This window comes from Dermacoccus sp. MPR-E5 (genome assembly GCF_058809565.1).
In genome coordinates, this window is sequence record NZ_JBXASS010000003.1 from 1 (window position 1) to 16,507 (window position 16,507).

At 68.8% G+C, this 16,507-nt stretch carries 17 protein-coding genes, 1 tRNA gene and 1 pseudogene; 14 read left to right on the forward strand and 5 right to left on the reverse strand.

From position 1 onward, the window contains the following. Positions 1–105: 105 nt before the first annotated feature. Positions 106–408 (forward strand): annotated as a pseudogene (locus AC1RS9_RS02480) (transposase); the annotation flags it as partial. 35 nt (positions 409–443) lie between these two features. On the opposite strand, the gene AC1RS9_RS02485 reads toward AC1RS9_RS02480, so the two are convergent. The 3 genes from AC1RS9_RS02485 to AC1RS9_RS02495 form a co-directional block, all read right to left on the reverse strand. After that, positions 444–815, reverse strand: a complete 372-nt coding sequence (locus tag AC1RS9_RS02485) for an ArsR/SmtB family transcription factor (RefSeq protein WP_006944961.1) — start codon at positions 813–815, stop codon at positions 444–446. Between the two features lie 103 nt (positions 816–918). Beyond that, positions 919–2,427: a multicopper oxidase family protein gene (locus AC1RS9_RS02490; protein WP_492920409.1), complete on the reverse strand. Its 1,509-nt coding sequence runs from the start codon at positions 2,425–2,427 to the stop codon at positions 919–921. Between the two features lie 214 nt (positions 2,428–2,641). Beyond that, positions 2,642–3,082, reverse strand: a complete 441-nt coding sequence (locus AC1RS9_RS02495) for a hypothetical protein (protein WP_136788260.1) — start codon at positions 3,080–3,082, stop codon at positions 2,642–2,644. Positions 3,083–3,231: 149 nt separating this feature from the next. Here AC1RS9_RS02495 and AC1RS9_RS02500 point away from each other — a divergent pair, with 149 nt between their 5' ends. The 13 genes from AC1RS9_RS02500 (at position 3,232) to AC1RS9_RS02560 (ending at position 15,351) form a co-directional block, all read left to right on the forward strand. Further along, positions 3,232–3,441, forward strand: a complete 210-nt coding sequence (locus AC1RS9_RS02500; protein ID WP_136788261.1) for a heavy-metal-associated domain-containing protein — start codon at positions 3,232–3,234, stop codon at positions 3,439–3,441. A 142-nt stretch (positions 3,442–3,583) separates the two neighbouring features. After that, positions 3,584–5,854, forward strand: a complete 2,271-nt coding sequence (locus tag AC1RS9_RS02505; protein WP_136788262.1) for a heavy metal translocating P-type ATPase — start codon at positions 3,584–3,586, stop codon at positions 5,852–5,854. Positions 5,855–5,907: 53 nt separating this feature from the next. Further along, positions 5,908–6,186, forward strand: coding sequence for a YHS domain-containing protein (locus tag AC1RS9_RS02510; protein ID WP_259922120.1), 279 nt, complete (start codon positions 5,908–5,910; stop codon positions 6,184–6,186). 150 nt (positions 6,187–6,336) lie between these two features. Beyond that, complete coding sequence (locus AC1RS9_RS02515) at positions 6,337–6,933, forward strand: YdhK family protein (RefSeq protein WP_136788264.1); 597 nt, start codon at positions 6,337–6,339, stop codon at positions 6,931–6,933. A gap of 81 nt (positions 6,934–7,014) precedes the next feature. After that, positions 7,015–9,177, forward strand: a complete 2,163-nt coding sequence (locus tag AC1RS9_RS02520) for a heavy metal translocating P-type ATPase (RefSeq protein WP_136788265.1) — start codon at positions 7,015–7,017, stop codon at positions 9,175–9,177. 11 nt (positions 9,178–9,188) lie between these two features. Further along, positions 9,189–9,524: a metal-sensitive transcriptional regulator gene (locus AC1RS9_RS02525; protein ID WP_170957177.1), complete on the forward strand. Its 336-nt coding sequence runs from the start codon at positions 9,189–9,191 to the stop codon at positions 9,522–9,524. 47 nt (positions 9,525–9,571) lie between these two features. Then, the gene (locus AC1RS9_RS02530) at positions 9,572–10,096 is read left to right on the forward strand and encodes a carboxymuconolactone decarboxylase family protein (RefSeq protein WP_006944983.1); all 525 of its coding nucleotides are present in this window, start codon (positions 9,572–9,574) and stop codon (positions 10,094–10,096) included. 7 nt (positions 10,097–10,103) lie between these two features. After that, positions 10,104–10,177: transfer RNA gene (locus AC1RS9_RS02535), tRNA-Cys, on the forward strand. A 264-nt stretch (positions 10,178–10,441) separates the two neighbouring features. Next, the gene (locus tag AC1RS9_RS02540) at positions 10,442–10,822 is read left to right on the forward strand and encodes a hypothetical protein (RefSeq protein WP_006944944.1); all 381 of its coding nucleotides are present in this window, start codon (positions 10,442–10,444) and stop codon (positions 10,820–10,822) included. A 434-nt stretch (positions 10,823–11,256) separates the two neighbouring features. Continuing rightward, positions 11,257–11,859, forward strand: a complete 603-nt coding sequence (locus AC1RS9_RS02545) for a hypothetical protein (RefSeq protein WP_050786494.1) — start codon at positions 11,257–11,259, stop codon at positions 11,857–11,859. Positions 11,860–11,940: 81 nt separating this feature from the next. Next, positions 11,941–12,615, forward strand: coding sequence for a cytochrome c biogenesis ResB family protein (locus tag AC1RS9_RS02550; protein ID WP_006944953.1), 675 nt, complete (start codon positions 11,941–11,943; stop codon positions 12,613–12,615). Next, positions 12,597–13,637: a cytochrome c biogenesis ResB family protein gene (locus AC1RS9_RS02555; RefSeq protein WP_205747109.1), complete on the forward strand. Its 1,041-nt coding sequence runs from the start codon at positions 12,597–12,599 to the stop codon at positions 13,635–13,637. Before AC1RS9_RS02550 ends, AC1RS9_RS02555 begins: the two co-directional genes overlap by 19 nt. 1,084 nt (positions 13,638–14,721) lie before the next feature. Next, the gene (locus tag AC1RS9_RS02560; protein ID WP_371168040.1) at positions 14,722–15,351 is read left to right on the forward strand and encodes a LysE family translocator; all 630 of its coding nucleotides are present in this window, start codon (positions 14,722–14,724) and stop codon (positions 15,349–15,351) included. A 53-nt stretch (positions 15,352–15,404) separates the two neighbouring features. On the opposite strand, the gene AC1RS9_RS02565 is transcribed toward AC1RS9_RS02560, so the two are convergent. Beyond that, positions 15,405–15,893, reverse strand: a complete 489-nt coding sequence (locus AC1RS9_RS02565; RefSeq protein WP_136788267.1) for a GNAT family N-acetyltransferase — start codon at positions 15,891–15,893, stop codon at positions 15,405–15,407. Between the two features lie 179 nt (positions 15,894–16,072). Next, on the reverse strand, positions 16,073–16,414 hold the full coding sequence (locus tag AC1RS9_RS02570; RefSeq protein WP_006943254.1) for an SDR family NAD(P)-dependent oxidoreductase: 342 nt from the start codon (positions 16,412–16,414) through the stop codon (positions 16,073–16,075). Between the last annotated feature and the right edge of the window lie 93 nt (positions 16,415–16,507).

Genomic DNA, 16,507 nt, shown 5'->3' on the forward strand with positions numbered 1-16,507 from the left:
ACAACCGGCCACGCAAAGTCCTCGGCTGGCGAACCCCCGCAGAGGTCTTCGACGAGCAACTACGATCACTCGAACAAGCCGGTGTTGCAACGACTGGTTGAACCTGCCCAGTACGTCAGCCTGGCCTACACCGACACACTGGCCGAGCACGGCGTCGCGCCTTCGGTGGGGACAGTGGGCGATTCGTACGACAACGCCTTGGCTGAGACGGTCAACGGGTTGTACAAGGCCGAACTGATCTACTCACGCACGACATGGCCGTCGACGTCGGCGGTCGAGTTGGCGACATCGGAATGGGTGACCTGGTGGAACCACCAGCGCCTGCACGAAGCACTCGGCTACCGCACGCCGGTCCAGGTCGAAGCGTCCTACGATCAATCCCAGACGAGAACCCTCGTCACCACATAAGCGCGGAACGAAACCCAGGGCGCTTCAGTGCTGGGTCATGCTCGTTCTCGTTCCTGGTGGTGGTGTGCCGGGACGTGCCCCTCGGCGACGGAGTGCTCGGCCTGGAAGATCGCGTCGGTCACGAGCTGTGAGGCGTGCTCGTTCTCCAGTCGGTAGAAGACCCGCTGGCCCTCCTGCCGGGTGGACACGATCCGAGCCATGCGCAGCCTCGCCAGGTGCTGGGAGACCGCGGCGGGCGACTTGTCGACGATGTCGGCGAGATGGTTGACCGACAGCTCGTCGCTGGCGCGCAGGGCCAGGATGATCCGTACCCGGGTCGCGTCGGCGAGCAGACCGAACACCTCGACCGCAAGCTCCACGTACTGGCTGTCCGGGTCCAATCCGCATCTCTGCTTATCTGCGTCCATACGCAGATTATTGCAGGTGCCGGATCGCTCCGTCTACTTCGGAACGCCGCGACGGCTCGGGGGCGCGGAGGCGCGGTCGCCGCGCCCCCGAACGTTCGTCGGATCAGGACGTCTGGTAGGCGATCGCCGTCATCATCCCGGCCTCGCCGTGGTAGACGTTGTGGCAGTGCGTGAGCCACCGTCCGGGGTTGTCGGCGTCGAACTCGACGCGCAGCGTCGTGCCGGGCAGGACGATCGCGGTGTCCTTGCGCGGCCCGCCGTCGGGGAGCTGGTAGGTGTGCCCGTGCAGGTGCATCGGGTGCCACATCGTGGTCGAGTTCTTGAACTCGAGGGCGATCCGCTCGTCCTCCTTGATGCTGAGGGCGTCGCGCATCGGCTGGTCCATGTCCATGCGCTTGCCGTTGATAGCCCAGTCGTACTTCTCCATGCCCCCGGTCAGTTCCAGGGCGACCGTGCGATCGACGGCGCGCTGCGGCAGCCTGACCGTGTCGGCGGCTTTGAGGTCGGCTGCGGTGGCGGGGGTCTTCGTCTGCGGGAGCTTCGTCTTCTTCGTCGGGGTGGAGCCGGAACCGGTGCGCAGGACGGCGAGGGCCTGGTCCTGCTTGCCGAGGGCCTCGGCGATGACGGCGAACGCGCCGTCGCCGGCGGTGATGACCGTGTCGTAGCGCTCCCCCATGCCGAGCACGACGCTCTCGGCCTTGTGGGGCTGGACCGGGAAGCCGTCCGCGTGGGTGATGGTGAGCGGGTGCTCGGCGACGCCGAAGCGGAAGGCGGTGTCGCCACCGGCGTTGATCACTCGCAGCCTGATCTTCTCGCCGGGCTTGGCGGTGAAGGTCTGGGGATCGTTGGCGGGCTTGCCGTTGATCAGGTAGAGGCGGTAGTAGACGTCGCCGGCGTCGCCGCCGAGCAGCGGCGAGGTCGCTCCCATCAGGGTGTTGCCCATCCGCATCGGCCCCATGTCCATGCCGCCGTGGTCCATCATGCCCTTGCTCAGTTCCTTGAGGACCTCGTCGGGGGTCGCGGTGACGCCGTCGAGCCAGTCGTCCAGGACGATGACCCACTCCTTGTCGTAGTCGGCCTTCTCGTTGGGGTCGTCGATGATCAGCGGCGCGTAGAGGCCGCGGTCGAGCTGCGTGCCGACGTGCGGGTGGAACCAGAACGTGCCCGGCTCGGGGAGCGTGAACTCGTAGGCGAAGGAGCCGCCGGGCTGGACGGGCTCCTGGGTGAGGTTCGGGACGCCGTCCATGTCGTTGCGCAGCGCGAGGCCGTGCCAGTGCACTGTGGTCGGGTCCGGGAGGCTGTTGGTGAGGGCGACCTTCAGGGTGTCGCCGACGTCGCCGCGCAGCGGCTCGGTCGCCGATGCTCCGCGGTAGGCCCACGTCTTGGCCGTCTTGCCGCCGAGGTCGAGGGTGACCGGCTCGGCGGTCAGGGCGCGCTGCACGACGGCCCCGGTGCTGCGGCGCTTCGCCTCGACCGCCGTGACCGCGGCACCGTCGGGCCGGACGAACGAGGGCGTCTTCTTGATGGTGGAGCTGCAGCCGGCCAGGCCTGCTGCGGTGAGGGTCAGTGCGCCGAGTGACAGGAACTGGCGGCGGTTCAGGCTGGAGTGCATGGGTGATGTCCTTATGTGTCGATGGTGAGCGGTGCCACGGCATCGAGCCCGGCGCGCTCGGCGATCAACGGGTGATCGGGCGCGCAGGGCCGCTGGGCCCAGGCGGGGCCCAGGCGAGGCCCCGGCGTCATGGGACGCGATGCCGTGGCAGGTGCGGCGGGTTCAAGTACCAGCCGCGTTGGGCGGTGAACGCCGTGTCGGTGCTCCCGGCTACTCACGTTCGATGGATCGACAGCTCCAGGTGGGTCAGCGCGAGCCGGCGAGGCGTCTGGGTCGGCGGCGTCGGCTCGGGTGCGGGGACGAGTCCGGGCAGGCTCGCGGCGACCGGGGCCGGCAGGGCCGGGACGCTCTTGCCGGTCGGTACGGAGACGCAGGTGCATCCGCCGCCGCCGCTCATGGCGTCCGCGCAGCCGCCGGAGCCGTGCACCGTGCCGTGCGCTCCGGACGCGGTCAGCACGGGAGCGGCGGTCGGCGCGCCGATCATGCCGTGCGACGACAGGGACGCGTGACCCGACGACGTCATCGAGGCAGCCGCAGCTGTGGGCCCGCCGACCAGCGCGTGCATGCCGAGGAGGCCCGCGATCAGCAGCGCGGCGACGACGAAAAGCTGCAGCCGGGGGCGACTGAGGCGGGGTTCGTCGCTCGCGGTCTCCACAACCCAACCATACCCCGGTGGCGTATCCCTTCGACGCGGCGAGTCCGGTCGGCGACAAGCTCGGACGGTCTTGCGGGAATACCCAGTGGGGGTATATGGTTGCCCTCGTACAGTACCCACTGGGGGTACCCCACGAATGAGGAGATCCGATGGCTGCGAACGAGTATCAGGTAACGGGCATGACCTGCGGGCACTGCGAGATGTCGGTGCGCGAGGAGGTCGGCGAGGTCGCCGGCGTCGAAGAGGTCGAGGTCAGCGCGCAGACCGGGAAGCTCGTCGTCTCCAGCTCCGGCGAGATCGACGACGCGAAGGTCCTGGCCGCCGTCGAGGAGGCCGGCTACACGGCCGTCCGCGCCTGACGACACCACCAGCGTGGCTCAGGCTCCCCGTCCACCGCGTCGGCGACGGGGCTGAGCGCGCACCACCGATCGCATGGGCGACATGACCGCCCCTGCGCACGAGCCGGACGCCGCAGGGCCCGGAGGAGAGAAGGAACAGAGGATGACTGCACCAGCGCCGCTCAGCGCGGACGCCGGCATCGAGCTCGACATCGGCGGGATGACCTGTGCCTCGTGCGCGAACCGGATCGAGCGCAAGCTCAACAAGCTCGACGGCGTCGTCGCGTCGGTGAACTATGCCACCGAGAAGGCCAAGGTCACCGTGCCCGCCGGCTACGACTCTGCGCTGCTGGTCGCCGAGGTTGAGAAGACCGGCTACACCGCCGCGCTGCCGAAGCCCAAGGACACCGAGGCTGACGGGGCCGCATCCGAGGACGGCGATGCCGCCGATCCCGAGCTGACCTCGCTCAAGCAGCGGCTGATCGGGTCGATCGTGCTCACCGTCCCGGTGATCGCGATGGCGATGATCCCGGCCCTGCAGTTCACCTACTGGCAGTGGGCCTCGCTGACCCTGGCCGCGCCGGTGATCGTGTGGGCGGGCTGGCCGTTCCACAAGGCATCGTGGACTAACCTCAAGCACGGCACCGCAACGATGGACACGCTCGTCTCGATGGGCACCGCGGCGGCGTTCCTGTGGTCGCTGTACGCGCTGTTCTTCGGCCACGCCGGTATGCCGGGGATGAAGCACCCGTTCGAGTTCGCGCTGGCCCGCTCCGACGGCGCGGGCAACATCTACCTCGAGGCCGCCGCCGGGGTAACGATGTTCATCCTCGCCGGTCGCTACTTCGAGAAGCGGTCCAAGCGCCAGGCAGGCGCGGCCCTGCGCACCTTGCTCGATCTCGGAGCGAAGGAGGTCTCGGTCTTGCGCGGCGGGGCCGAGGTCAAGATCCCGACCGCAGAGCTGGCCGTTGGCGACGAGTTCGTCGTCCGCCCCGGAGAGAAGATCGCCACCGACGGCACTGTCGTCTCCGGCACCTCCGCCGTGGACGCATCCATGCTCACCGGCGAATCGGTGCCGGTGGAGGTCGCACCGGGCGACCCGGTCACCGGAGCGACCGTCAACGCCGGTGGACGCCTCGTCGTCCAGGCGACACGGGTCGGCTCCGACACCCAGCTGGCGCAGATGGCCAAGCTGGTCGAGGACGCCCAGTCCGGCAAGGCCGCCGTCCAGCGGCTGGCCGACCGGATCTCCGGGGTGTTCGTGCCGATCGTCATCGCGATCGCGATTGTCGCCCTGGTCGCGTGGCTGGTCTCCGGATTCGGCGTCTCGGCCGCATTTACCGCCACCGTGGCGGTCCTCGTGATCGCCTGCCCCTGCGCGCTCGGCCTCGCCACCCCGACCGCGCTGCTGGTCGGCACCGGCCGCGGCGCGCAGATGGGCGTGCTCATCAAGGGCCCCGAGGTGCTCGAGTCCACCCGCAAGGTCGACACCGTCGTGCTGGACAAGACCGGCACCGTCACCACCGGGAAGATGACGTTGGTCCAGGCGATCACCGAGCCCGGCACCGACCGCGCCGAGCTGCTCCGCCTGGCCGGCGCGCTGGAGGACGCCTCCGAGCACCCCATCGCCCAGGCCATCGCCAAGGGCGCGGTCCAGGAGGTCAGCACCCTGCCCACCCCCGAGGATTTCGCCAACATCGAAGGCAAGGGCGTGCAGGGCGTCGTCGACGGGCACGCAGTGCTCGTCGGCCGGGAGTCCCTGCTGGCCGACTGGTCCCAGCGCCTCTCCCCCGACGTCGCCGCCGCCAAGGCCGCGGCCGAGAGCGAGGGCAAGACCGTCGTCGCCGTCGGCTGGGACGGGCAGGCTCGCGGGGTCCTCATTGTCGCCGACACAGTGAAGCCCACCAGCGCCGAGGCCATCGCGGGCCTGAAGGGTCTGGGCCTGACCCCGGTGCTGCTCACCGGAGACAACGAGGCCGTCGCGAAGCGGATCGCTGCCGAGGTCGGCATCGACCAGGTCATCGCCGAGGTCCTGCCCAAGGACAAGGTCGACCTCGTAACCCGCCTGCAGAGCGAGGGGAAGGTCGTCGCCATGGTCGGCGACGGCGTCAACGACGCCCCCGCGCTCGCGCAGGCCGACCTCGGCCTGGCGATGGGCACCGGCACCGACGTCGCGATCGAGGCCTCCGACATCACCCTGGTCCGCGGGGACTTGCGGGCCGCGGTCGACGCGATCCGCCTGTCCCGCAAGACCCTCGGCACGATCAAGACCAACCTGTTCTGGGCCTTCGCCTACAACGTCGCCGCCATCCCGGTCGCGGCGCTGGGCATGCTCAACCCCATGCTCGCAGGCGCGGCGATGGCGTTCTCGTCCGTCTTCGTCGTCGGCAACAGCCTCCGCCTGCGCGGGTTCAAGAGCGTCGCCAAACAGTGATGTAGCAGAACCCACCCCAACCCATACGGATACATGAAAGGCATCCACGGAGTATGACCAACGAATCCCAGGCACCCACCGGCTGCTGCTGCAGCACCAGCGTGGCCGAGACCAACGCGGTTGCCGCCGACGGGCGCGAGGACCTCCTCGCCGGAGGCGACGACGACATGACCACCTGCCCTGTCATGGTCGGCAGCGCGGTCAGCAAGACGGCGGCCGAGGCCCAGGGCCTCTTCCGCGACTATGACGGGAAGCGGTACTGGTTCTGCTGCGCGGGCTGCGGGCCGACCTTCGACTCGGACCCGGCCACATACGCCGCCAACGTGGCGTAACCCCGGCGGGCGTGGGGCCGCGGCGCTGAGTCGCTGCGGCCCCGCCAACCGGACGGAGCGCCCCCCCCCCGACGACTGCGGCGACCAGCCGATTGCCATATACCCTATAGGGGTATATGGTTAGATCAGATCGAATGGATAGGAGACCATATGCGCAAGCGCCTCATGACGACCATCGCCGCAGGAGTGCTCGGTGGAGCACTGGTGCTGACAGGCTGCAGCACCGGCGGAGACCAGGGCCACCAGGGTCACAAGGGCGGCAGTTCGGCCAGTGCCCCGGCCAGCAGCGACGGCGGGATGGACCACTCGTCGATGGAGCACCCGATGGACGGGGGCCCCGCTCCCGCGGGCATCGAGGAGGCCACGTCGCCCAAGTACCCGGTGGGAACCAAGGTCACGCTGACCGCCGACCACATGGAGGGCATGGACGGGGCGAAGGCCACGATCGTCGGCGCTTTCGACACCTACACCTACGCAGTGAACTTCACCCCCACCACCGGCGGCGCGCCGGTCAAGGACCACAAGTGGGTCGTCCAGCAGGAGATCAAGGACGCCGGCACCAAGCGGCTGCCCGACGGCACCGAGGTCACCCTGGAGGCCGAGCACATGGAGGGCATGAAGGGCGCGAAGGCCACCATCGCGTTCTCCACTGACCAGACCGTCTACATGGTCGACTACGAGGCCGGCGGCATGAAGATGACCAACCACAAGTGGGTCGTTGAGAGCGAGATCAAGCCGGCCTCCTGAGCCTTCCGCCGTCGGCCCGCAAAGGGCCCGCGGCGAGACAGACACCCGACCGAGGGGAACAACGAGGGGAAGAGAAGAGCAATGACGGACCCGACCGCGCACCACCATCACCACGGCGACGTCGCCGACGAGGTCGCTCACGGCCCGCATGGCGCGCACGCCGCCGTCGCGGCGACCGAGGACGCTCACGCGGCGCACGAGGGCCACGGCATGGACCATGACATGCACGACGGCCACGACGGCCACGGCGGACATGCCGGCCACGGGGACCACGTCGGCCAGTTCCGCCGGCTGTTCTGGATCAACCTCGTCATCGCGGTCCCCGTCGTCGCGCTCTCGCCCATGTTCGCCATGCTGCTGGGCTACTCGGTGCCCGGCTGGGCCGGCTGGGTCGCCGCGGTGCTCGGAACCGTCATGTACGCCTGGGGCGGCACGCCGTTCCTCACCGGGGCCTGGAGTGAGCTGAAGAGCCGCCAGCCGGGGATGATGCTGCTGATCGCCCTCGGGATCACCGTCGCGTTCTTCGCCTCCTGGGCCGCCACGCTTGGGCTCGTCCACCACGAGCTCGAGTTCTGGTGGGAGCTGGCGCTGCTGATCGTGATCATGCTGCTGGGCCACTGGATCGAGATGCGTTCCCTGGCCCAGACGACCTCCGCGCTGGACTCCCTGGCCGCGCTGCTGCCCGATGAGGCCGAGCGCGTCGAGGGCGACGACGTCGTCACGGTCGATCCGGCCGAGCTCCGGGTCGGCGACGTGGTCATCGTCCGGCCCGGTGGCAGCGTCCCCGCCGATGGCACCGTCGTCGACGGCCGTGCAGACATGGACGAGTCGATGATCACCGGCGAGTCGCGGCCGGTCTCCCGCGGCGAGGGCGACCCGGTCACCGCCGGCACGGTGGCCACCGACTCCGGCCTGCGCGTCGAGATCACCGCCACCGGCGACGACACCGCCCTGGCGGGCATCAACCGGCTCGTCGCCGAGGCGCAGGGCTCTTCCTCACGCGCACAGCGCATCGCCGACCGCGCAGCCGCCCTGCTGTTCTGGTTCGCCCTCGGAGCCGCGCTGGTCACCGCCGTGGCCTGGACGCTGATCGGCAGCCCCGACGACGCGGTCGTCCGGGTCATCACCGTCCTGGTGATCGCCTGCCCGCACGCCCTGGGTCTGGCGATCCCGCTGGTGGTCTCCATCGCCACCGAGCGCGCCGCCCGCGGCGGCGTCCTGGTCAAGGACCGCCTCGCGCTGGAGTCCATGCGCCAGGTCGACGCGGTTCTCTTCGACAAGACCGGCACGCTGACCCGGGGCGAGCCCACCGTCACCGGCGTCGAGCCGGTCGGCGACCTGGACGCCGACCAGGTCCTCGCCCTGGCCGCCTCCGCCGAGGCCGACAGCGAGCACCCCCTCGCGAAGGCCATTGTCGCCGCCGCCAAGGACCGCAGCCTCGCATTCGAGCCCGGGAGCGGCTTCTCTTCCTCGCCCGCCGTCGGTGTCACCGCGACTGTGGCCGGCCGGGAGATCCGCGTCGGCGGACCCCGCCTGCTCGAGGAGACCGCGCAGTCCGAGGTCGACACCGCCGACGCCTGGCGCGCCGAGGGCGCGATCATCCTCCACGTCCTCCGGGACGGGACGGTGATCGGCGGCCTGAAGCTCGCCGACGAGGTCCGGTCCGAGTCCCGCGACGCCGTCGACGCCCTCCATGAGCTCGGCGTCGAGGTCGTCATGATCACCGGCGACGCCGAGGCCGTCGCGAACGAGGTCGGAAAGGAGCTCGGCATCGACCGCGTCTTCGCCGGCGTCCGCCCCGAGGACAAGTCCGCTAAGGTCGCCCAGCTGCAGCACGAGGGCAAGAAGGTCGCCATGGTCGGCGACGGCGTCAACGACGCTCCCGCCCTCGCGCAGGCCGACGTCGGCATCGCCATCGGGGCCGGCACGGACGTCGCCATCGCCTCCGCCGGCGTCATCCTCGCCAGCTCCGACCCGCGCAGCGTCCTGTCGGTCATCCAGCTCTCCCGGGCCGCCTATCGGAAGATGAAGCAGAACCTGTGGTGGGCAGCCGGCTACAACCTCCTCTCCGTGCCGCTCGCGGCAGGCCTCCTCGCACCCCTCGGGTTCGTCCTGCCCATGTCGGTCGGCGCGATCCTGATGTCCCTGTCCACCGTCGTCGTCGCACTCAACGCCCAGCTGCTGCGGCGCATCGACCTCACACCCCAAGCCAGCACCCGCTCCGTCCTGGATCGCCAGAAGTGAAGGACACGCTCATGACCACCGACACCGCCACCGATGACACCGCCATCGACGCCGAGCACCACCAGCACGGCTACATCAGCGACAAGGACCGCTACCTCCAGCGCATGAAGCGCATCGAGGGCCAGGCCCGCGGCATCGCCAAGATGATCGACGACGAGAAGTACTGCATCGACATCCTCACCCAGGTCTCGGCGCTCACCCGGGCCCTGCATGGCGTCGCGACCGGGCTGCTCGACGACCACCTCAAGCACTGCGTCCTCGACGCCGCCAAGCAGGGCGACGACGACGCGGCCCTCGCCAAGATCCAGGAAGCCAGCGACGCCATCAACCGTCTCGTGCGGTCCTGAACCAGCACCGCGACCACAGCAACCGTCCCAAAGGGGAGGAGGAACCCATGGCCCGCTTCGAACCACTGACTCCGGAAACCGCCGCCGGCACGTCCCGCGAGCTGCTCGGCGACCTCGTCGAGCGCCACGGCACCGTGGGCGACATGGTCGCCACCATGGCCCACTCCCCCGCCGTGCTCGGCGGCTACCTCGGCCTGAGCAAGGCCATGCGCCGCGCCAAGCTCGACCGCGCGACCAGCGAGCTGATCTCCATCGCGGTCCAGGAACAACAGGGGTGCGGCCTCTGCCTGGCCTCGCACATCGAGGCGGCCAAGTCGCTCGGCGTCGCCGACTACGAGATCGAGCTCGCGCAGCTGAGCACCGCGAGCCGTCCGGAGTTGGCCGCGATCATCGCTCTGGGCCTGCAGGTCTACCGCGCGCCGGCGTCCATCACCGACGAGCAGGTCGAGGAGCTGCGCGCCCTCGGCTACAGCGACCGGGCGATCGCCGACGTCGTCGGAGTCGTCTCCCTCAACATCATCACCGGAGCGTTCAACCTCGTCGCCGGGCTCACTCCGGGCGAGGAAGGCTGACACCCACGGTGCCTTGGCCGAGAGGATAGGCAGCGGCCTGCAAAGCCGTCCACACGGGTTCGAATCCCGTAGGCACCTCCATCCGACGCCCGTGGAATGCATTCTCCGTGTTCAGTCTTCCCGCAGTCCTCATCGAATACGAATCGTCGAGCAGGCCGGCCGAATCTGAGCACCGGTTTGGCTGGGCTTGCTTCGACGACGACATACGACAGGGGAAGCCGACAGGCCGCCGCTCGCCGGCGGCACGAGGATGGGAGGTCCGGACGAGTGCATAGAACACTGCCCGCCCGGACCCGGCTCGTCCATTGGGGTGCTCTGCTCGCCATCCTGGTCGGCATCGTCGGGATGAACCTCATGTCGCAGGGGGACGCGTCCCCCGCCCCCGACGCGGCCGTGGGCCAGGCCGTCGTGCTCGGACAGCCGGTAGCAGCCTCAGATGCCGACGGCTCCGCACACCACGAGCCGATGAGCTGCCCCGGCTGCGCCGCTGCCTCGACAGGCGGATCTTCGACCGGCGAAGCCCCGATGGACCCGATGGGCTGCCTCGCGGCGGCGGGCTGCGTGATGGTCTTCGTGCTGTTCGCGATCGCCGCGCTGGACAAGAGGCGGACCGTCGGACGTTGGTGGTATTGCCGATCCAGCCGCCCGGCGTCGACGCGACGCCGCCAGCGATGGCTGCTGAGGACGCCGCCGAGCCTGATCGAGCTGTCGATCCTGCGGACCTGAGGTCCACTCGCCGCTGACCGACGGCCGGTCGATCCGATGACGCCCCTGCTCTGCGCCTTCCCCCGCAGAGGTTCCGTCGGAGACCTCCCTTGCGTCTGCGGCCCTGCTGAAGCGCCCCGGCGGCGGTGTCGTCATCACCCGCCCCGCGGCGAGAACCCTATTCCAGCAAGAATCCTGAGGACCCTCCGAGAGCCCTTCGCGGGGCCGGTCCGCTGCCGTGGTCCCACGACCAGCGCAGCGATGGCCCGAGCTCCTCGAGCGACCTCGAGCCTCAGGCACGATCGAGGGAATCAGACGTGAACCAGAATCGAACAGGCAAGAACTCGAAGGGCCGGAACCCTCGGCCCACGCCGCCACCGGGTCAACGCGGATCGGCCCGCGCACGCCTGGCGGAGATGAGACGCCAGGAGACCAGGGCCCGAATGCATCGACGGGTGGCCTACGGCATCACCGCCGCTGTCGTCGCCATCGGGCTGAGCATCGGCATCTGGGTGCTCGTGCGGCAGACCTCCTCCCCCGACGCGGCCGGCGGGGTCGTCGGCGCTAGAGGACAGCGCGGCATGCCGCCCTGGCAGCTGCCGTCCGACCCGGAGTCGGCGGCGAAGGCCGCCGGCCTCCAGGTCTCGAAGATGGAGGGCACCGCGACGCATTTCCACTCCCATCTGGACATCACCGTCAACGGTCAGCCGCTGGCGGTGCCCTCCTCCATCGGCGTCGATCCGAGGACCGGAGCGATGTCGGAGCTGCACACCCACGACGAGCGCGGCGTCCTGCACGTCGAGTCCCCGACCAAGGACGGCGTCTACACGCTCGGGCAGGTGTTCGCCGAATGGGACGTCCGGCTCGATGGCGACGGGGTCGGAGGGCTGAACAACACCAAGACCGACAGCCTGCGCGCCTATGTCGACGGCAAGTTGGTCGAAGGCAACCCGGCGAAGATCGAACTCGGTGAGCGGCGGCAGATCTCGCTGATCTACGGGCCGCGGAACGCAACCGACGCTCCGGCCTCCAGCTTCGCCTTCGATCCCGATGAGTGAGCGCATCCGGCGCGGCGGACGACTGGCGCGTCGGCGCACGTCGCGGCCCTCGACGTCCTCGGTAAGGCAGGGGATCCGATCATGAGATTCCCCGCGGCCCTGAATGCTCGCACCGACGACGACGTGCGCGACGACGGCCAGATCGGCAGCGCGAGGTCGGCGAACGCCGTCGCCGGCCACTCGGCCCCAGCGTCGATCGGCCTCCCCGGCGGGCTGCGGTTCCTGTGGACGCAGCTAGACACCATGCGCACGGCCCTGGTCCTGCTGTTCCTGCTGGCACTGGCAGCGGTGCCGGGATCATTGGTGCCGCAGCAGAACATCTCGCCGGTGATGGTCAGCATGTTCGTCCGGCAGCACCCGACGTTAGCGCCGATCTATCAGAGGGTCGGCCTGTTCGACGTGTACACCTCGCCGTGGTTGTCCGCGATCTACCTGCTGCTGTTCATCAGCCTGATCGGCTGCATCGTCCCTCGGACGGGCGTGTACCTGCGCGCCCTCCGTCGCCGTCCGCCGAGGACGCCGCGGCACCTGCGTCGGATGCCCGCCTACGCGTCGACGGAGCTGCCCGGCGACGCTCCGGGATCGGCCGAGATCCTGGAGCGCGCCGCCAGGCAACTGAGGGCGCGCCGCTACCGCGTCGCGCGCAACGACGACGGGTCGGTGTCGGCGGAGCGGGGCTACCTCCGCGAGGCCGGCAACCTCGTCTTCCACATCAGCCTGGTGCTCCTGCTGGTCGCGTGGCCGTGGTCTGGCTGACCAACTTCCGGGGCGACCGCGCACTGGTCGTCGGCGGCGACAGCTTCTCCAACGACCTGGTCCAGTACGACGACTTCAAGGCCGGGCCGCTGTTCCGCCAGTCGTCGCTGACCCCGTTCAGCCTCAAGCTCGACAGCTTCGACGTGAAGTTCGAGACCGGAGACGTGCAGCGAGGAGCGGCCCGGCAGTTCAAGGCCGTCGTCACCGTCACCGACCGCCCCGGTGCCAGGCCGCGCCGGGAGACGCTCCAGGTCAACCATCCTCTCGAGCTGGCCGGGGGCCAGAAGGTGCATCTGATCGCCTGGGGGTACGCGCCGGTGGTCACGGTGAAGGACGGCGACGGCAACGTCGCCTACTCCGGAGCGGTGATCTTCCTGCCGCAGGACGGCAACTTCACCTCCGCCGGCGCGATCAAGGCACCCGACGCCCGCCCGCGCCGACTCGGCTTCGAAGGGTTCTTCCTGCCCAGCGCCGCGGTGGACGCCAACGGGCCGCGGTCGGTGTTCCCCGACGCGCTGAACCCTCAGCTGTTCCTGAACGCCTGGTCCGGCGAGCCGGGAGTCGAGACCGGTCAGCCCGAGAGCGTCTACTCCCTCAACACCCGCGGCCTGCAGCAGATCAGGAATCCGCAGAAGCCCGGGCAGCCGCTGCGCTTCGTCCTGCGGCCCGGCTACATCCAGAAGTTGCCCGACGGCCAGGGCTCGATCCAGCTCGACGGCGTCCAGCGATGGGTCAAGCTGCAGGTGGGCGACACCCCCGGCGCTCCGATCGCGGTCGCTGCGATCACGTTCGCTGTGCTCGGCCTGTGCCTGTCCCTCTGCATCCGCCCACGACGCGTCTGGGTCCGGATCCGCTCCCAGCAGGGACGCTCGACGCTGGAGATCGCACGCCTGGACCGCGCCGAGGGCCGGGCCGGCCTGCCCGACGACCTGGTCGCCGTCGTCCGCGACCTCGACCTGGCCGCCCCCAACCCGGCGGTTCGGACCCATCACGACACCACTTCATCGCAGGAGACGAGATGACCACGACATACTTCTCCAGCCTCGCCTTCGTCACCGCGACCGTGCTGCACCTGCTGGCATTCTGCATGCACAGCATCGAGTGGGCGGCCGCGCGCAGGATCGAGGCTCGCAACGTCGACCCGGCCCCGGAGCGGGGGCTGGCGGCGTCCACCGCGACGGCTGCCGGGACGAGCGCACACGGCCCGGGTCGACGGGAGGGAACCGGGGATCCCGGCCGAATCTCGATACCGCGCACCTTCAGACATTGGCCGCGAAGTACGCCGATGAACCCGTCCCCGTTGCTGCGCCAGGGGAATGGGGAGCATGGGTCGAGGGAGGTGCGTGGCTGCGCGTTACCGGTACACCTGTCGACTGGATCCTTCGCAACGTAGACCACGTAGACAAACAGTGCACACGAGCACGGGGCGGTCTCTTCGCCTTCCACACCCAACCCGGGCACCCCCTGGGATTTCTCGACGTCAGCTACGCCGGCGAAGTAGCGACAGGCCGCCCTCTCGCAGACCCCCACCACCGACTCGACACGTGGAAGAGCCGGCTCGACCCGTACCCAGGCCTGTTGCGTGAAGCTCTCATCCAGAACACGTGGCAGGTCACTTTCGACCTCGATGGCGCACACAAAGGTGCGGACAAATGTGACACCACGCACGTCGGTCTTTGTTGCGCGCACGCCACGCTGATATGTGCCCACGGGCTGCACGCCTACGCCCGAAACTGGGTCACCACCGAGAAAGGCCTGGTCCCGAGCGTGGACCAGCTACAGATCACGACAGGAACCTTCCACGCAGACGTCGCAACAGTTCTGGGAACCCTCGGCAGCACAGCATCCGAACTGCACCGGGCGGTCGACCGACTCCACGAGGTGCTCCAACCAGCGCTCACCCACCTCGGGACCTAAGAACAGACGAAGTGGGCCCAAACCAGGCCGTCAGCGTGGGCCCAGATCACCTTGACATAGCCACATGATCTCGAGTTTGCGAGTAGCTCAAACGAACGGTTTCGCGGACCGTGGGAACCAGCGCCCCGCCCTAGGTAGAAGACGCAGTAGCGTGAGGGCGGCGCCACGAGGGCGTCGCCGGCGGAGAGGATGCTCGTGGTCGACCTGTCCGTACTGCCGGGCTTCCTCGGTGTCATTCTGGTGTTCCTCATCCCACCCGGCCCAGACATGGCGTACATGCTCGCGGTCGGACTCGAGGGAGGGCGCAGAGCCGCGCTCAAAGCGATCCTTGGCATCGCTACCGGAATGAGCGTCTACGCCGCCGCAGTCGTTGTTGGCCTGGGTGAGGTCGCCAAAAGTCACCCTGATTTGCTGACCGGCCTGAAGCTGCTTGGGGCTGCTTATCTGCTCTGGCTGTCGGTGACTACCGTGCGCCATGCTCGCGAGGCATCTGCGATCGGCGACGTCGCCGCCGGGCGGTGGTACCTGCGGGGTCTGTCGGTCAGCCTGACGAACCCCAAGATCATCCTGTTCTTCCTCGCCGTCCTCCCGCGCTTCACCGGCCACGCCACCAACACGACAGCGCAGATGGCCCTACTCGGCGCAGTCAATGTGTGCACCGAGTTCGTGCTCTACGGCACCGTCGGTGCTCTCGCGGGCACTTTTCATGAGCGATTCACTAGCAGTCCGCGAGCTAGCGCGGCGTTGAACTACCTTGCGGCCACGGTCTACGCCGTTCTTGGCTGCGTCATCATCATCGAAGCCGTCCGACAGGTGTAGCTCAAACGAAAGGCTCTGCACCATCGCAGCGGTCCGGTAGCTCAACCCGCCGTTCATGCGCCCGCGAGAGGCAGCTGCGCCGACAGTCGCAAGTCATCCACCCCCGGGCGATCTTCAAATGCGTCGGCGAACCGAGCCACCTCGGCGAACCCGAGCGCCGAATAGAGCGCAACAGCTCCCACGTTGGATGAGAGCACCCTGAGCCATACGCTGTCACCACCCCGGGCCTCAACTGCTGTCAGTGCAGCGTGTATGAGCTTCCGCGCTAGGCCTTGACGGCGGGCGACAGGTGCCACACCGAGCCCAGCCACGTACCACTGGCCGAAGTCACTAGGTTCTCGTCGAATCTTGATGAACCCCAGCACTTCATCACCTTCAGCAGCGACCAGAACTTCGTCGACGAGCGTTCCTGTCGGCACTCCGAAGAAGGGGCGACCCGGGCTCCAGTGACTCCTCGGATCGGTCATCGGCGACCAGCAAGCGTGGTCGATCTCGGCCAGACGCGGCCCGTCATCCACGCGAGCAGGGCGAACGTTGGCCATGACTCGACGTTACGCCCATCACTGTGACGTCGCAGGGGCGCATTCAGCGATGCCTTGGCCTCGCTGTAGCCGACCGGGCCGGTGGAGGGGATGGCGGCGTTGATTGACGAAACGTTGACCATCGCACCGCGGCTGTTGATGAGGTGGGGCAACGTGGACCGGGCCATGCGGATTGCGGTTTAGAGGTTTCGTTCGAGCAGGTCGGTCCACTGCTCGTCCGGGATCTCAAGGAACCCGGCGAGGGTCTGGGGCCCAAAGTCTCCGGCGCCGACACAGTTCACGACGCCGTCGATTCCTGCGCCGAGGTCGAGTGCAGCCTCGGTGACCACTGAAGCAGCGTCGGGGTCGGTGAGGTCAACGGGCACCACGACCCGGGCCACCTCGGCGAGCTCCGGGGTGGGCGTGCGGGTTGCGCCGATAAGTCGGGCGCCTTCCGCGGCCATGGCCCGAGCCGTTGCGAGGCCGATACCGTGTCCCGCCCCAGTGACGATCACGACCTTGTTCTGCAGCTGGAGGTCCATCGATCGTGCCTTCCCTCATCTTTTGGAATCGCAATTACACAACTTTGGAGTGCATCCTCTGACCGGTCAGCGGTGCCGACTAGGTGTACTGAC

What these genes read in the sequence shown, in the direction of transcription:
- AC1RS9_RS02505 (WP_136788262.1), top strand. Translation starts at nt 3,584, where the DNA reads ATGACTGCACCAGCGCCGCTCAGCGCGGACGCCGGCATCGAGCTCGAC.
- AC1RS9_RS02530 (WP_006944983.1), top strand. Translation starts at nt 9,572, where the DNA reads ATGGCCCGCTTCGAACCACTGACTCCGGAAACCGCCGCCGGCACGTCC.
- AC1RS9_RS02490 (WP_492920409.1), bottom strand. Translation starts at nt 2,427, where the DNA reads ATGCACTCCAGCCTGAACCGCCGCCAGTTCCTGTCACTCGGCGCACTG.
- AC1RS9_RS02540 (WP_006944944.1), top strand. Translation starts at nt 10,442, where the DNA reads ATGAACCTCATGTCGCAGGGGGACGCGTCCCCCGCCCCCGACGCGGCC.
- AC1RS9_RS02485 (WP_006944961.1), bottom strand. Translation starts at nt 815, where the DNA reads ATGGACGCAGATAAGCAGAGATGCGGATTGGACCCGGACAGCCAGTAC.
- AC1RS9_RS02560 (WP_371168040.1), top strand. Translation starts at nt 14,722, where the DNA reads ATGCTCGTGGTCGACCTGTCCGTACTGCCGGGCTTCCTCGGTGTCATT.
- AC1RS9_RS02510 (WP_259922120.1), top strand. Translation starts at nt 5,908, where the DNA reads ATGACCAACGAATCCCAGGCACCCACCGGCTGCTGCTGCAGCACCAGC.
- AC1RS9_RS02565 (WP_136788267.1), bottom strand. Translation starts at nt 15,893, where the DNA reads ATGGCCAACGTTCGCCCTGCTCGCGTGGATGACGGGCCGCGTCTGGCC.
- AC1RS9_RS02515 (WP_136788264.1), top strand. Translation starts at nt 6,337, where the DNA reads ATGCGCAAGCGCCTCATGACGACCATCGCCGCAGGAGTGCTCGGTGGA.
- AC1RS9_RS02525 (WP_170957177.1), top strand. Translation starts at nt 9,189, where the DNA reads ATGACCACCGACACCGCCACCGATGACACCGCCATCGACGCCGAGCAC.
- AC1RS9_RS02570 (WP_006943254.1), bottom strand. Translation starts at nt 16,414, where the DNA reads ATGGACCTCCAGCTGCAGAACAAGGTCGTGATCGTCACTGGGGCGGGA.
- AC1RS9_RS02520 (WP_136788265.1), top strand. Translation starts at nt 7,015, where the DNA reads ATGACGGACCCGACCGCGCACCACCATCACCACGGCGACGTCGCCGAC.
- AC1RS9_RS02550 (WP_006944953.1), top strand. Translation starts at nt 11,941, where the DNA reads ATGAGATTCCCCGCGGCCCTGAATGCTCGCACCGACGACGACGTGCGC.
- AC1RS9_RS02500 (WP_136788261.1), top strand. Translation starts at nt 3,232, where the DNA reads ATGGCTGCGAACGAGTATCAGGTAACGGGCATGACCTGCGGGCACTGC.